The following is a 12,444-nucleotide window of genomic DNA, read 5'->3' as shown; positions in this document are numbered from 1 at the left end:
ACCCAGATGCATAAAGGTGGGCGCTGGAAATTCCAACCCCGCCTGCGTACACCGAGTTAGACAGCCCGAGGAAAACTATGCCATATCGCGCGCCAATCTCTGATTATGAGTTTTTGTTCCGCAATGCTGTTGGTTTTGATCAGATCGCGGCAACCGAGAAGTTCGCAGAGGCAAGCGAAGATCTTGTAACCGCAATTCTGACCGAAGCGGGCAAGATGTGCGAAGAGGTGATGGCGCCCTTGCAACGCCCCGGTGATCTGGAACCGGCGAGGTTGGAGAACGGTGTGCTGCGGACGTCGCCCGGCTATGCCGACGGCTGGAAGGCGATTGCCGAAGGTGGCTGGATCGGGATGAGCGCGCACCCCGAATATGGTGGTATGGGTCTGCCGATGACGCTGACCACCGCAGTGAATGAGATGATGAGCGCGGCTTGCCTGTCGCTGCAATTGGCTCCGCTGATGAGCCAGGGCCAGATTGAGGCACTGGAGTATCACGCCAGCGATGACATAAAGGCGCTATACCTTCCCAAAATGATCGCGGGTGAGTGGTCGGGGACCATGAACCTGACCGAGCCCCAAGCAGGGTCAGATGTTGGCGCACTGACATCAAAGGCAGAGCCGAACGGGGACGGGACGTTCTCTGTCACGGGCCAAAAGATCTATATCTCTTGGGGTGACAACGACTTTACCGAAAATGTTTGCCATCTTGTTTTGGCGCGCTTGCCGGATGGTGTGCCCGGTACCAAGGGTATTTCGCTGTTCCTGGTGCCAAAGTACCTGCCGGACGAGAATGGAAATCCCGGCGTGGCCAATGATCTGAAGGTCGTCTCGCTGGAGCATAAGATGGGGCTGCATGGCTCTCCGACCTGTGTGATGCAGTATGACGGGGCCAAGGGGTGGCTTGTTGGGCAAGAGCATGGCGGCATGGCCGCGATGTTCACTATGATGAACAATGCGCGGCTGGGTGTTGGTGGTCAGGGTGTCGGTGCCGCCGAAGGTGCGTACCAACATGCACTGGCTTATGCGCTGGAGCGTAAACAGGGCAAAACCCCCTCGGGTACGATTATCGACCACGCGGATGTGCGTCGGATGCTGATGAGCATGCGCGCCGATACGTTCGCTGCACGGGCCATCATGTTGGCCAACGCAGCCGCAATAGATATGGCCTGCGCCACTGGCGATTCCGACTGGGTCGCGCGCGCCGCTTTGTTGACACCGATCAGCAAAGTGTTCGGCACCCAGACCGGCATGCGGGTATCGGAAGAGGGCGTGCAGGTCCACGGGGGTATGGGCTTTATCGAGGAAACCGGCGCTGCCCAGTATTACCGCGACGTTCGGGTGACTGCGATCTATGAGGGGACCAACGGCATTCAGGCAATGGATCTTGTTGCCCGTAAGATGATGGATGGCGGTGAGGCCGCAGGACGTCTGTTGGATGAGATCGAAGATCATGCCGAAATGGCCCGGACATCCATGCCCGAACTGGCCGGCCCTGTCTGGGAAGCAACCGAGAGCCTGCGTGAAGCGACAGAGTGGTTGGTGGCACAATCGGATATGAATAACCGTTTCGCGGGGGCAGTGCCCTATCTACATGCGTTCGCGCGCGTCTTGGGTGGGCATTACCACCTTAAAGCCGCTTTAGCCGAACCAGACGGGCCCCGATTCAAACTGGCGCGTTTTTATATCAACGCGTTGCTGCCCGAGTGCGCCGGGCTATTGGTCCGGGCACAGTGCGGGGCCGACGATGTGTTTGCCTTAAGCGCTGAAGAATTGACAGCCTGATGGACGGCGATACCCCTTTGACGATCCGGTATCCCTGGCCCGAACCTCCGGCTGAGGGCGAGGCTATTGAGGTTGCCGAAGGCGTTTTGTGGATGCGGTTGCCCCTGCCGATGGCTCTGGACCACGTCAACGTATATGCGCTGGATGATGGCGATGGATGGACGGTGATCGACACGGGCCTGTCGTCGAACAAAACCCGGCGCATCTGGGCCGAGCTTTTGGCAGGCCCACTGGGCGGCAAGCCCGTGAACCGCGTTATCATCACGCATCACCATCCCGACCATGTCGGCAATGCCGGATGGTTTCAGTCTGAGCATGGGTCCGAGCTGGTTACGACACGAACGGCATGGCTTTTTTCTCGCATGCTGCAGTTGGACGTGCAGGAAAACTGGCCACAGGAAACGCTGGACTACTACCGAAGTGCCGGGATGGATCCTGATTTCCTTGCCAAACGCATGACCGAGCGCCCGTTCAATTTTTGCGATACGGTTTACCCAATGCCCTTGGGCTTTACCCGGATCAAACAGGACAGCGTGATCCGGATGGGCGGTCGTGATTGGGATGTGCACATTGGCAACGGCCACGCCCCAGAACACGCAACGTTCTGGAGCCGTGACGACAATCTGGTGATCACCGGTGATCAGATCCTAAGCTCGATCAGCCCGAATCTGGGTGTCTATGTCACCGAACCGATGGCCGATCCCGTTGCCGAATGGCTGGATGCCTGTGAGCGCCTGCAAGGGTTGGCGCGGCCAGATCATCTAGCGCTGGGTGGACACAAGTTACCCTTCACCAGATTGCCGTTGCGCATGAAGCAACTGATCGAAAACCACCATAGCGCACTGGACCGTCTGCAGGATAACCTCGATCGTCCCAGAACCGCCGCAGATTGTTTTGTTCCGTTGTTCAAGCGCCAGATAGGCGAGGGGGAATACGGCCTGGCACTAGTCGAAGCGGTTGCACATCTGAACCATCTTTACCACACTGGTGCCGTGACCCGAACGCGTCGTGCGGACGGGGCCTGGGAGTTTCAGCGCAAAGGGTAACCAGAATGGACAAAATCGAAACCTCGGCCGAAGCGGCAGAGTCCGCTGCCCTTCCGCGCTGCTACGAGGTTCACGCGAATTCGGAATCCCAATCCGGCACGCAGGAACTGCCGGGTCCGTTGCAAAAGCCTGTTGAAACCAAAAGTCCTGCCCAGTGGGCCTATGAACGGCTGATCCTGTACATCCAGAACTTTGAAAAAACGCTGGACGGTGATCACGAAGTCGCAATGGGTTTTACCGGAGGGGATGCAGGTGTCATGCGGATCGAAGGGATGGGATACTTCGATCCGGACGTGATCACCTTTTTCGGGTCAGACGCGACGGGTGCGCGCACTCAGCTCGTACAACATGTCAGCCAGTTGAACGTGATGTTGCGTGCCTTGCCAAAATCGGTGGAAGACAAACCCGCAAATCGCATTGGGTTCAGGTTGGCGGCTGATCTGGAAGAAAACGAATAGACATCTTGCAATTCACGTCTGCGCAGCCTTGAATGAATCGACCATTTATTAGGGGCGTATCGTGACCAGTTTTTCAGCCGTTACAAATGCCTACAAAGTCGCTTGGGCGCATCGCACCGTCTTTATCCCGATTTATGTTGCTGTTCGATTGCTGCTGATCGCACTAATCGCCCCGGGCGTCGCAATAGCTGTGAATCTTGCAGTATCGTTGTCGGATCAGACCGCACTGACGGATCAGGACATCGCGGCTTTTTTTCTTTCACCCATCGGGTTCGTCGCAGCCATCATCGTGCTGAGCATTTTTCTGCTGGCCGAAGTCTTTGTGTTTTCGGTCATGGCAGGGTCTTTGCGCATGGGCGAAAGCGATCCGTGGCGCGCAGGCAGGTCGGCTGTTGGATTAATCCTGTCCCGCTTACCTGCGCTCTTTGGGTTCGCGGCGCGGTTTGTGCTGCGCGTTCTGGTATTGGTTGTTCCATTTGCTGCGGTTGCGGCATTGATCGCATGGTGGCGCCTGACCGAGTATGACATCAACTATTACCTTACGTTCAAACCACCGTCCTTCTGGATCGCCGTTGGCCTGATTGGGATTGTGGTTTTGGTCATGGCGTGGGTTTTGATCCGCAGACTTTCGGCTTGGGCGTTGGGCCTGCATCTGGTTCTGTTCGAAGGTCTGAAACCGTCGCAGGCCTTTGCGACCAGTGCCGAGCGGATGGAGGGCAAACGTGGCCGTCTCAAGATCGAGCTTGCGATCTGGTTAGGTGTGCGATTGCTGATCGCCGCTATTATCGCTGCGGTCGTCGGGCTTTTATTCGATCTGGTTCCTTTGCAGGGGTCTGCGAACCTGCGGGTGGCACTTGTCTACAGCTTGATTGTTGCAGCTGTGTGGTCTTTGGCCGGACTGGTTCTGGCAGCGATTGCTTTGGGCGCACTGGCCGTTGTGCTGGATCGCTTTTTCGAGACCGACGCCGACAGACCACCGCTTCCCGAACCGGGGAAATTCCGTGCTCCGCTTTTTGTCGCGCTGGGCGGCACGGCCGTTGCAGTTTTGATCGGCCTTTGGTTCGGCAAGACGTTGCTTGAGCAAGTGCAAGCCGAAGACCGGGCCGAAGTTATCGGTCATCGTGGTGCGGCGGCGCTGAGGCCGGAAAACACCATGACCTCGGTCCTTAAGGCGATTGAGGACGGCGCGGACTGGGTCGAGATCGACGTGCAGGAATCTGCGGATGACGTGGTTCTAGTGGCGCATGACAGTGATTTCATGAAACTGGCGGGCGTGAACCTCAAGGTCTGGGATGCCACGATGGAGGACGTGGCCGATATCGACATCGGCAGCTGGTTTGGACCCGAATACGCTGACGAGCGCACCCCGACCCTGAGCGATGTTCTGGCCGCAGCAAAGGGTAAGTCCAAAGTCATAATCGAACTGAAATATTATGGGCATGATATCGATCTGGAAAATCGTGTCGCTGCCTTGGTCGAAGAATTCGAGATGCAGGACGATATCGCGACCATGTCGCTGAAATACCCGGCCGTGCAAAAGATGAAGTCACTGCGTCCGGATTGGCGCGCTGGCGTATTGGCGGCAACAGCAATCGGTGATCTGACAGGGCTGGAAGGCGATTTCGTTGCGGTCAACGCGGCAATGGCCTCGCCGGGTTTGGTTCGTTCCGTGCAGGCGGCCGGGAAAGATATCTACGTCTGGACGGTGAATGATCCTTTGCAGATGTCGGCGATGGCTTCGATGGGGGTGGACGGGCTGATCACTGATCGCCCCGCAATGGCCAACGAAGTACTTCGTGTGCGGGCCGAGCTTGGTCCGGCCGAACGGATATTGCTGTGGATGGCGACAACCTTCGGGATGTCCTTCGACAAGGAAGCCATGCGCGATGAAAGCCCTTAAAGCTGCGGTTCTGATCGCGATGATCGCTGCCCCGTCATGGGCGCAGGATATCATGCGCAGTATCGAAATGCCTGCGCATCGTGCTCTGATCGCTCAGAAGGGTGAAGTCGACTTGACGCCGTTTGAAACGGATGGGTGTTCCGGTGGCCTTTCCGCCAGTTGGCGGTTCGTAGCCGAGACTTTCCCAAAGTTCCGTGCGCTTTACGAAGCCCATCCGCCTTGGGAAAACTGTTGTGTTGACCATGATCGCGCCTACCACAATGCCGGGGGCGCGCTGCTGCCCGAAGACAGTTTCACAGCCAGGCTTTCTGCGGATGACACGTTGCGCAGCTGTGTAAAGCAACATGGCAGGGACCACGCTGACACGTATGCCCAGCGTTACGACATGACGCCAGACCAGATACGATCAGCGTATTCCATTACGGCCGAGGCGATGTATGCGGCCGTTCGATTTGGCGGCGGTCCGTGTTCTGGCCTGCCTTGGCGATGGGGGTTTGGGTATCCGGGCTGCTCGGTGTTTCAGCCCTTGTCCCCTGCGCGCGAATGACGTGGTGACAGGCCCGGCAAATTCGATTATCCAACATTCCAAACACGCGAATTGGGAATCTATCTGACATGGCTGAACACAAGCACGGCGAAATGGACATCACCGTTCAAACCAAAACTTTCAACGGGTTCGTTAAGGCAACCACATGGTGCGTCGTCGCCATTGCCCTCCTGTGCCTCTTCCTGGCGGTTTTCGCCTCTTAATCCAAAGCGGGGTCGGCCGTGATCAGGATTTTGATTGCCTGCCTGCTGGCAGCGACAGTTGCCGGCTGTGTCGGCTCTCAGCGCCCGCAGGCAGACCAGGCCGAGATTGTGGCGCGTTCGTACCGTGATCCTGGCCCATCGACGCTGACCCTTTACACGATGATCAGCACCCGGACCGGCTCGGGTGCGCATACTTCGCTTATGATCAGCGGTAGCGAGCGTGTGATTTTCGATCCGGCGGGATCGTTCCGGGCGGATGTTGTGCCGATCAAAGATGATGTGTTGTACGGCATCACTCCGAATGCCGAGCGTGCCTATCGCAGCAGCCATGCCCGCGAGACGCATTATGCGCGTATCCAGACCATCCAAGTGACCCCGCAGCAGGCTGAGATCGCTTTGCAGCTGGCCAAGCAGTCTGGTCCGGTTGCAGGCGCCTTTTGTGCAAATTCAACGGCGCAACTGTTGCAGCAAGTGCCGGGGTTCGAACAGATCAAAACGACCTTCTATCCAGTCAAACTGTCGGATCAGTTCGGTCAGATTCCGGGGGTCGTTACCACGGAATACCGTGAGAATGACAATGCCGATCTGCAGCAGGGGCTGGCCGAAAACAATGCACGCCTTAACCAGCTTGAGGCCGCCTCAGCCAACTAAGTAAAGCAACCCGTAAAGTGTCGCGGCGCCGGAAAAGATGGCGGCCAATACGTTCTTGGTGATGTAGCCCACCGCCAAGGCGACTGCGGCTGCTGCCATCCGCGGCACATCCGGCTGCCCCTCGGTCGCTGTGGGCCAGACTACCAAGGGCGCGATCAGAGCGGGAATGATGGCTACAGCCGTGTATCGCAGATGCCGCAGCAACCAGGGCGGCATCGGTCGATCCCCGACCAGCCCTATGAAAGTGAAACGCAAGGCGTAACTGCCAAACGCCAATCCGGCGATGATGATCCACATTGTTATTGGGTCGACTTTGGTCATGTCGGGCGTCTTTCCAGCATCAGTTCGACATATGCACCGGCAATCATCCCCGCCGTGCCCGCGATCAAAAGGCCAAGGTTATAGGGCACGGCTACGGCCAGCAGAGCCACCGTGATGGCGACCAGTGCAGCGACAACATGGGCCAGCGTCCGCATCATCGGGCCGATCATTGCGAGAAAAGTAATCGGCAGCGCAAAATCCAACGCCCAGCTTTCGGGAATTTGCGCGCCCAGAACAGCGCCCAGATAGGTGCCCAGCATCCACATCGGTGTAATCGGGGCCGTTGTGCCCAGGAAATATGTCATCCGCTGAGGGACAGTCATCTGGGGTTCTTTTTCGAACTGCACCATCGAACAGGCATAGGACTGATCCACGATCAAATAGGCTGCACAAGCCCGCTGCCACAATGGTGCCGCCCCCAAATAGGGCGTCAGTGAAGCCGAATACATTGCCACGCGCAGGTTCACGGCAAGTGCCGAAACAAGAATGATGATCGTCGGCGTGTTGTCCTGCAGCAATTGTAGCGCTGTAAATTGGGCGGCACCTGCAAAGACAGTGGCGGAAAAGGCGATCGTCTGGACGATGTTCAGCCCGGCTTCTGTTGCGAAAACCCCAAACAACAGGCCAAACGGTACGGCGACGAAGACAAACGGCGTGCCGTCGCGAAAACCTTTCCAGAAGTATGACTTGGATGTGGCAGAGGCCATGGCTAAATCCTATGGTGATCGAAGCAGCAGTAGCGGTCTTGGGAAAGGGTTGCAATTGGCCACGGAAATCGACCTGACAGACTATATCATCGCCCCCGATCCCGGAGCGTCACGCCTGACCCGTGCAGTGGAAGGCGTGGACCAGAATGGTGCGGTCAGCCAGATCTCAGTGGTCGAGGAACGCCCGCTTACGATCTTCCTGAACGCGCAAGAGATCGTGACAGCGATGACCATCGGCGACTATCCCGAATATCTGGCGCTGGGCTTTCTGCGTAATCAGGGCATGTTGCTGGAAGACGACCAGATCACCCGCGTCGACTATGACGATGACCTTGAAACGGTTGTCGTGCGAACGGCGCGTCAAACCTCGTATGAGGACAAGCTCAAGAAAAAGACCCGCACCAGCGGGTGCGCTGTCGGGACCGTGTTCGGCGACATGATGGAAGGGCTCGAAGATGTGCGCTTGCCTCAGGTTCATGTACGGACATCGTGGCTGTATGAGCTTGCGGCCAAGATCAACCGCACCCCGTCTTTGTATCTTGAGGCAGGGGCGATCCACGGAACGGTGCTGTGCCGGGAAAACCGACCTCTGGTGTATATGGAAGATGTGGGCCGCCACAACGCGGTCGACAAGATTGCCGGCTGGATGCTGTCCGAAGGCGAAGGTGCAGATGACAAGATTCTGTATACCACGGGCCGCCTGACGTCCGAGATGGTGATCAAGACTGCGATGATGGGCATCCCGGTTCTGGCCTCGCGGTCCGGGTTCACAGCGTGGGGCGTCGAGATCGCGCGCGAGGTCGGCCTGACTCTGATCGGCCGAATGCGCGGGCAACGGTTCGTATGCCTGTCGGGCGAGGATCGCCTGCTGCGCGACATCGATCCGGCCAGCGTCGCGGTTGAGGAAAAGAAACATCGGCGAAAGAGTGCCAATGCCTGACACCGCATCAAGACCCCTCGGAGTAATCCTTGCCGGCGGCCTGGCCACCCGAATGGGCGGTGGCGACAAGGGGCTGCTGCGGATCGGTGGGCAGAGCCTGATGTCTTATGTAATCGAACGCCTCGCCCCACAGGTAGATGGGCTTGCGCTGAATGCGAATGGTGATCCAGCACGGTTCGCTGATTTGGATTTACCCATTCTGCCCGACAGTATCGAAGGGTTTGCGGGCCCTTTGGCAGGAGTATTGGCCGGTTTGGATTGGGCGGCGGAACAGGGTGCGGACGCAATCGTGACGGCCGCTGCCGATACGCCGTTCTTTCCGCGCGACCTGACGGCACGGCTGGTCGCAGCTGCCGAAGGTCAAACCCATCCGTTGGTTCTTGCGACCACGCCGCGTGGCGAGGACGAAGCTTTGAAATCCGGTGGTGGAAAACGCATCAATCGCCATCCGACCTTTGGTCTCTGGCCCGTTGCATTGCGCGATGATTTACGTGCGGCCTTGAATGACGGGTTGCGCAAGGTTGTCTTGTGGACGGACAAGCACGACGGACGAGAAGCTTTGTTCTCCGCAGATCCCTTTGATCCATTCTTCAACGTAAACACCCCTGACGATCTGGCCCGGGCGCAAACACTGCTGGAGCAGGCATGAAGATCTACGGCGTTACGGGTTGGAAAAACGCAGGTAAAACCGGTCTGGTCGAGCGGTTGGTGACCGAGATCACCGGGCGCGGCTTTACTGTTTCCACGCTCAAACACGCGCATCACGCCGTAGATGTGGATCAACCCGGCACCGACAGCCACCGGCACCGAACGGCTGGTGCATCCGAGGTCTTGCTGGCTTCGGCGCAACGCGTTGCCATCATGCAAGAGCTGCGCGGATCGCCAGAACCCGCTTTGCCAGATTTGCTGGCACGTCTGGCCCCGGTGGATTTGGTGTTGATCGAAGGTTTCAAGCGCGAACAACATCCCAAGGTCGAGGCTTATCGCGCAGAAGCCGGAAACCCTTTGATCGCGACAGACAATACGTCAATACGCGCCGTTGCCAGTGATACGCCTTTGGATGTGGATCGCCCGGTTTTCGATCTGAATGATACGGCGGCCATTGCGGATTTCATACTGCATGAGGTGGGGTTATGAACAAGCCAGACATCGCACCGCCGCCCTTACGCAATGATTGTTTTGCGTTGCCCGCCGGGGTGAGTTGGACGCCGGTCGATGACGCGCTGGCACTGCTGCGCGACCGGTTGTCCACCGTGAAAGCGGCAGAGACTGTGCCGCTTGCGCAGGCGGCTGGTCGTATCCTTGCCGAAGATGTTCATGCGAAGCGTTCGAACCCACCGCAGCCTAACACGGCCGTGGATGGGTATGGTTTCGCCGGTCCCGCGCCGGACGGGGCGCAGGTTATGCCGGTGCAGGACGGGCGCGCGGCGGCCGGTATTCCATTTGACGGTCAGGTTGCGGCGGGCAACGCTCTTCGGGTGCTGACAGGTGCGGCGCTTCCCGACGGGGTTGATACGGTCATTCTTGAGGAAGATGTCACGTTTCAGGACGGGCACATCGCGTTTCGCGGGCCACTAAAACTGGGGGCGAATACCCGCCGCGCCGGAGAGGACGTCGCCGCAGGGGATCTGGCCCTGAGCGCGGGACGTCGGTTAACGCCTGCTGATCTGGCACTGTTATCTGCGATCGGTGTTGCCAATGTCTCGGTCCGCGAAACACTGAGGGTCGCCGTTTTATCGACAGGTGATGAACTGCGCGAGCCGGGTGACACCGTTGGTGCCGGGCAGATCTATGACGCGAACCGCCCGATGTTGTTGTCGCTCATCGAGCGTATGGGGTTTCATCCCGTCGACATGGGGCGTGTGCCGGACGATCGCGAAGCATTGCGCGCGCGCCTTGATAGCGCGGCGAAACAAGCCGACGTTATCCTGACCAGCGGTGGCGCTTCGGCTGGGGATGAGGATCATGTCTCGGCGCTGTTGCGGGATGCTGGGGCAATGCAGGAATGGCGCATAGCTTTGAAACCCGGGCGTCCCCTTGCGCTTGGCATGTGGGAGGGTGCTCCGGTATTTGGATTGCCCGGAAACCCGGTCGCGGCTTTGGTTTGTACGTTGATCTTTGCCCGACCTGCGTTGGGATTGCTGGCTGGCGAGGGCTGGCAGGAGCCACAGGGGTTCGCCCTGCCCGCAGGTTTCGAGAAGCGCAAGAAACCGGGTCGGCGGGAATACCTGCGCGCCCGGGTGCGCGATGGTCGGGCCGAGGTCTTTGCCTCAGAAGGGTCCGGGCGGATCAGCGGATTGAGTTGGGCTGAAGGGCTGGTCGAGATTGGCGACGGTGCCTGCCACATTCAACCCGGCGATATGGTGCGGTTTATTCCCTACGGCAGTTTCGGTCTTTAGCCGTCAGTCAAACGTTCCTGCAACCCGACCCAGCAGCATGAATGCCCGCGCGGTGCGCGTGTCGCCAAGTGCCGTCAGTTCCGCGTCACTGGCTTCGGGTTCGAATTCGATGATCATGTGGTCAAAGCGGCGCAGGAAGTGATGCGCAGCATCGCGAAAGATCGGATCCTGTTTCATCCGCGCCGACGTCAGTGCAAGAGAAGACCGATCCCTGATCCCGCCCAATGCAGCGACCGAGCGTCCTCGGGCCCCTTGCGCGAATTGCCGCCAGATTTCGGGGCGCGCCATATCAGGGCGCAAGTCATCCATGTAGATGCCTTCCTGGCTAAGCAGGGTCAGCACATCCTGCGATGCCTGCACCAGCTGGGCCGCTTTGCGGTCTTTCAGCGCAAGACGCAGGGCGTTGAACCCTTCGGTATCTTCCTGCGTTTCGGGGAAATTCAACGCGCGTATGAAAACGTCGGTACTAAGCGGTGGTGAGATGTCCCCGGCCTGCGTACCCAGTTCCAACGTGGTTTGATCCCCGTTCGCATTCGGTGTCTTGCCGCGGATCGTTTGCCGCCGATTGGACGAGAACGTGGCCAGCGCGCTTTCGGTTTTCTTCGCCGTTTCGACGATTTCGTCCAGTTTCTTGGTGACGTTCGGCTCATACCCGCTGGAGGCACGCTGTTGCTGTGCAATAAGCGCGTTGCGAATTGCGTCGATTGAACTTTGCAGCCGCGCACTTTCCTCGCGCATTATGCGACTGGCACGCAGGGCAGTCGCTGCGACCCAGATCATCGCGATCGGCATGAACACAGCAAGCAAAGTTACAACAAAGCCGCTACCGCCAACCTTCCCGGGCAGGACCAGAAAGACAACCGACACGACCAGCCAGACAAGGCTAAGCGCGATGGCTGCGATTTCGATCTCTGTCACCGAAGGTTCGGCGGGTTTGTCATAAACACCCAGAGGCGTTGGCCGCTCGGGTTCTTTCTCTTGCGTGGACTCGGACATTGTCGTCGCTTGGATCAGGCGTACTCGATACTCAGGATTTCATAGGAGCGCACACCACCAGGTGTGCGGACCTCGACACTGTCACCTTCTTCCTTACCAATCAAGGCGCGCGCGATAGGAGATTTGATGTTCAGCAGACCATTTTCGATATTGGCCTCGTACTCACCAACGATCTGCCATGTTTTTTCTTCGTCGGTGTCTTCATCAACCAAAGTCACTTTTGCACCGAACTTGATCGCACCCGATAACTTGGATGGGTCAATCACATCGGCCAGCGAAAGAATGCTTTCCAGTTCTTTGATGCGGCCTTCGATAAAGCCCTGTTTTTCGCGTGCGGAATGGTATTCTGCGTTTTCCTTCAGGTCGCCCAGTTCACGCGCCGAGGCGATCGCCTCGATAATCGCGGGGCGCTCGACGGACTTCAGGTTTTTCAGTTCCGCCTCGAGCGCGGCATTGCCAGCAGGCGTCATTGGAATTTTTTCCATATTCTTGTCG

At 58.2% G+C, this 12,444-nt stretch carries 15 protein-coding genes; 11 read left to right on the top strand and 4 right to left on the bottom strand.

Annotation, left to right across the window (positions count from 1 at the left end; translation table 11 throughout):
- Nucleotides 1–77: 77 nt before the first annotated feature.
- The 7 genes from ACR0DG_RS06105 to ACR0DG_RS06075 all read left to right on the top strand — a co-directional run bounded on the left by ACR0DG_RS06105 (nt 78) and on the right by ACR0DG_RS06075 (nt 6,586).
- Entirely contained in the window at nt 78–1,781 is a 1,704-nt protein-coding gene (locus tag ACR0DG_RS06105) for an acyl-CoA dehydrogenase (protein WP_480695345.1), read from the top strand.
- Nucleotides 1,781–2,827, top strand: a complete 1,047-nt coding sequence (locus ACR0DG_RS06100; RefSeq protein WP_480695343.1) for an MBL fold metallo-hydrolase — start codon at nt 1,781–1,783, stop codon at nt 2,825–2,827. The genes ACR0DG_RS06105 and ACR0DG_RS06100 overlap by 1 nt, the downstream gene beginning before the upstream one ends.
- A 5-nt stretch (nt 2,828–2,832) precedes the next feature.
- Nucleotides 2,833–3,285 (top strand): DUF6173 family protein, encoded by a 453-nt coding sequence (locus ACR0DG_RS06095; protein WP_480695341.1) that lies wholly within the window; start codon nt 2,833–2,835, stop codon nt 3,283–3,285.
- 61 nt (nt 3,286–3,346) lie between these two features.
- Complete coding sequence (locus tag ACR0DG_RS06090; protein WP_480695339.1) at nt 3,347–5,185, top strand: glycerophosphodiester phosphodiesterase family protein; 1,839 nt, start codon at nt 3,347–3,349, stop codon at nt 5,183–5,185.
- Nucleotides 5,172–5,732, top strand: a complete 561-nt coding sequence (locus ACR0DG_RS06085) for a hypothetical protein (protein ID WP_480695337.1) — start codon at nt 5,172–5,174, stop codon at nt 5,730–5,732. Before ACR0DG_RS06090 ends, ACR0DG_RS06085 begins: the two co-directional genes overlap by 14 nt.
- Nucleotides 5,733–5,800: 68 nt before the next feature.
- Entirely contained in the window at nt 5,801–5,935 is a 135-nt protein-coding gene (locus tag ACR0DG_RS06080; RefSeq protein ID WP_480695335.1) for an aa3-type cytochrome c oxidase subunit IV, read from the top strand.
- Between the two features lie 18 nt (nt 5,936–5,953).
- Complete coding sequence (locus ACR0DG_RS06075) at nt 5,954–6,586, top strand: hypothetical protein (RefSeq protein WP_480695333.1); 633 nt, start codon at nt 5,954–5,956, stop codon at nt 6,584–6,586.
- On the opposite strand, the gene ACR0DG_RS06070 is transcribed toward ACR0DG_RS06075, so the two are convergent.
- Both ACR0DG_RS06070 and ACR0DG_RS06065 read right to left on the bottom strand, forming a co-directional pair.
- Nucleotides 6,575–6,907, bottom strand: coding sequence for an AzlD domain-containing protein (locus ACR0DG_RS06070; protein ID WP_480695331.1), 333 nt, complete (start codon nt 6,905–6,907; stop codon nt 6,575–6,577). The two genes, ACR0DG_RS06075 and ACR0DG_RS06070, sit on opposite strands and share 12 nt — an antisense overlap.
- A complete protein-coding gene (locus ACR0DG_RS06065; RefSeq protein WP_480695329.1) occupies nt 6,904–7,614 on the bottom strand; it encodes an AzlC family ABC transporter permease in 711 nt (236 codons plus the stop codon). Before ACR0DG_RS06065 ends, ACR0DG_RS06070 begins: the two co-directional genes overlap by 4 nt.
- Between ACR0DG_RS06065 and ACR0DG_RS06060 the strand changes: the two genes are divergently transcribed.
- The 4 genes from ACR0DG_RS06060 to ACR0DG_RS06045 are packed head-to-tail and all read left to right on the top strand — an operon-like array spanning nt 7,613 to nt 10,953.
- A complete protein-coding gene (locus tag ACR0DG_RS06060) occupies nt 7,613–8,554 on the top strand; it encodes a formate dehydrogenase accessory sulfurtransferase FdhD (protein WP_480695327.1) in 942 nt (313 codons plus the stop codon). The two genes, ACR0DG_RS06065 and ACR0DG_RS06060, sit on opposite strands and share 2 nt — an antisense overlap.
- Entirely contained in the window at nt 8,547–9,203 is a 657-nt protein-coding gene (mobA, locus tag ACR0DG_RS06055; RefSeq protein ID WP_480695325.1) for a molybdenum cofactor guanylyltransferase MobA, read from the top strand. Before ACR0DG_RS06060 ends, mobA begins: the two co-directional genes overlap by 8 nt.
- Nucleotides 9,200–9,691 carry a molybdopterin-guanine dinucleotide biosynthesis protein B gene (gene mobB / locus ACR0DG_RS06050; RefSeq protein WP_480695323.1) on the top strand — a complete coding sequence of 164 codons (492 nt, stop codon included), beginning with the start codon at nt 9,200–9,202 and terminating at the stop codon, nt 9,689–9,691. Before mobA ends, mobB begins: the two co-directional genes overlap by 4 nt.
- Nucleotides 9,688–10,953 carry a molybdopterin-binding protein gene (locus ACR0DG_RS06045; protein ID WP_480695321.1) on the top strand — a complete coding sequence of 422 codons (1,266 nt, stop codon included), beginning with the start codon at nt 9,688–9,690 and terminating at the stop codon, nt 10,951–10,953. Before mobB ends, ACR0DG_RS06045 begins: the two co-directional genes overlap by 4 nt.
- A 3-nt stretch (nt 10,954–10,956) precedes the next feature.
- On the opposite strand, the gene ACR0DG_RS06040 is transcribed toward ACR0DG_RS06045, so the two are convergent.
- Both ACR0DG_RS06040 and greA read right to left on the bottom strand, forming a co-directional pair.
- On the bottom strand, nt 10,957–11,949 hold the full coding sequence (locus tag ACR0DG_RS06040) for a hypothetical protein (RefSeq protein WP_480695319.1): 993 nt from the start codon (nt 11,947–11,949) through the stop codon (nt 10,957–10,959).
- Nucleotides 11,950–11,963: 14 nt separating this feature from the next.
- The gene (greA, locus tag ACR0DG_RS06035) at nt 11,964–12,434 is read right to left on the bottom strand and encodes a transcription elongation factor GreA (protein WP_480695317.1); all 471 of its coding nucleotides are present in this window, start codon (nt 12,432–12,434) and stop codon (nt 11,964–11,966) included.
- Nucleotides 12,435–12,444 lie beyond the last annotated feature (10 nt).

The sequence above is a fragment of the Ruegeria sp. BG8 genome (genome assembly GCF_056538325.1).
This window is presented reverse-complemented; position numbering and strand designations above follow the sequence as displayed.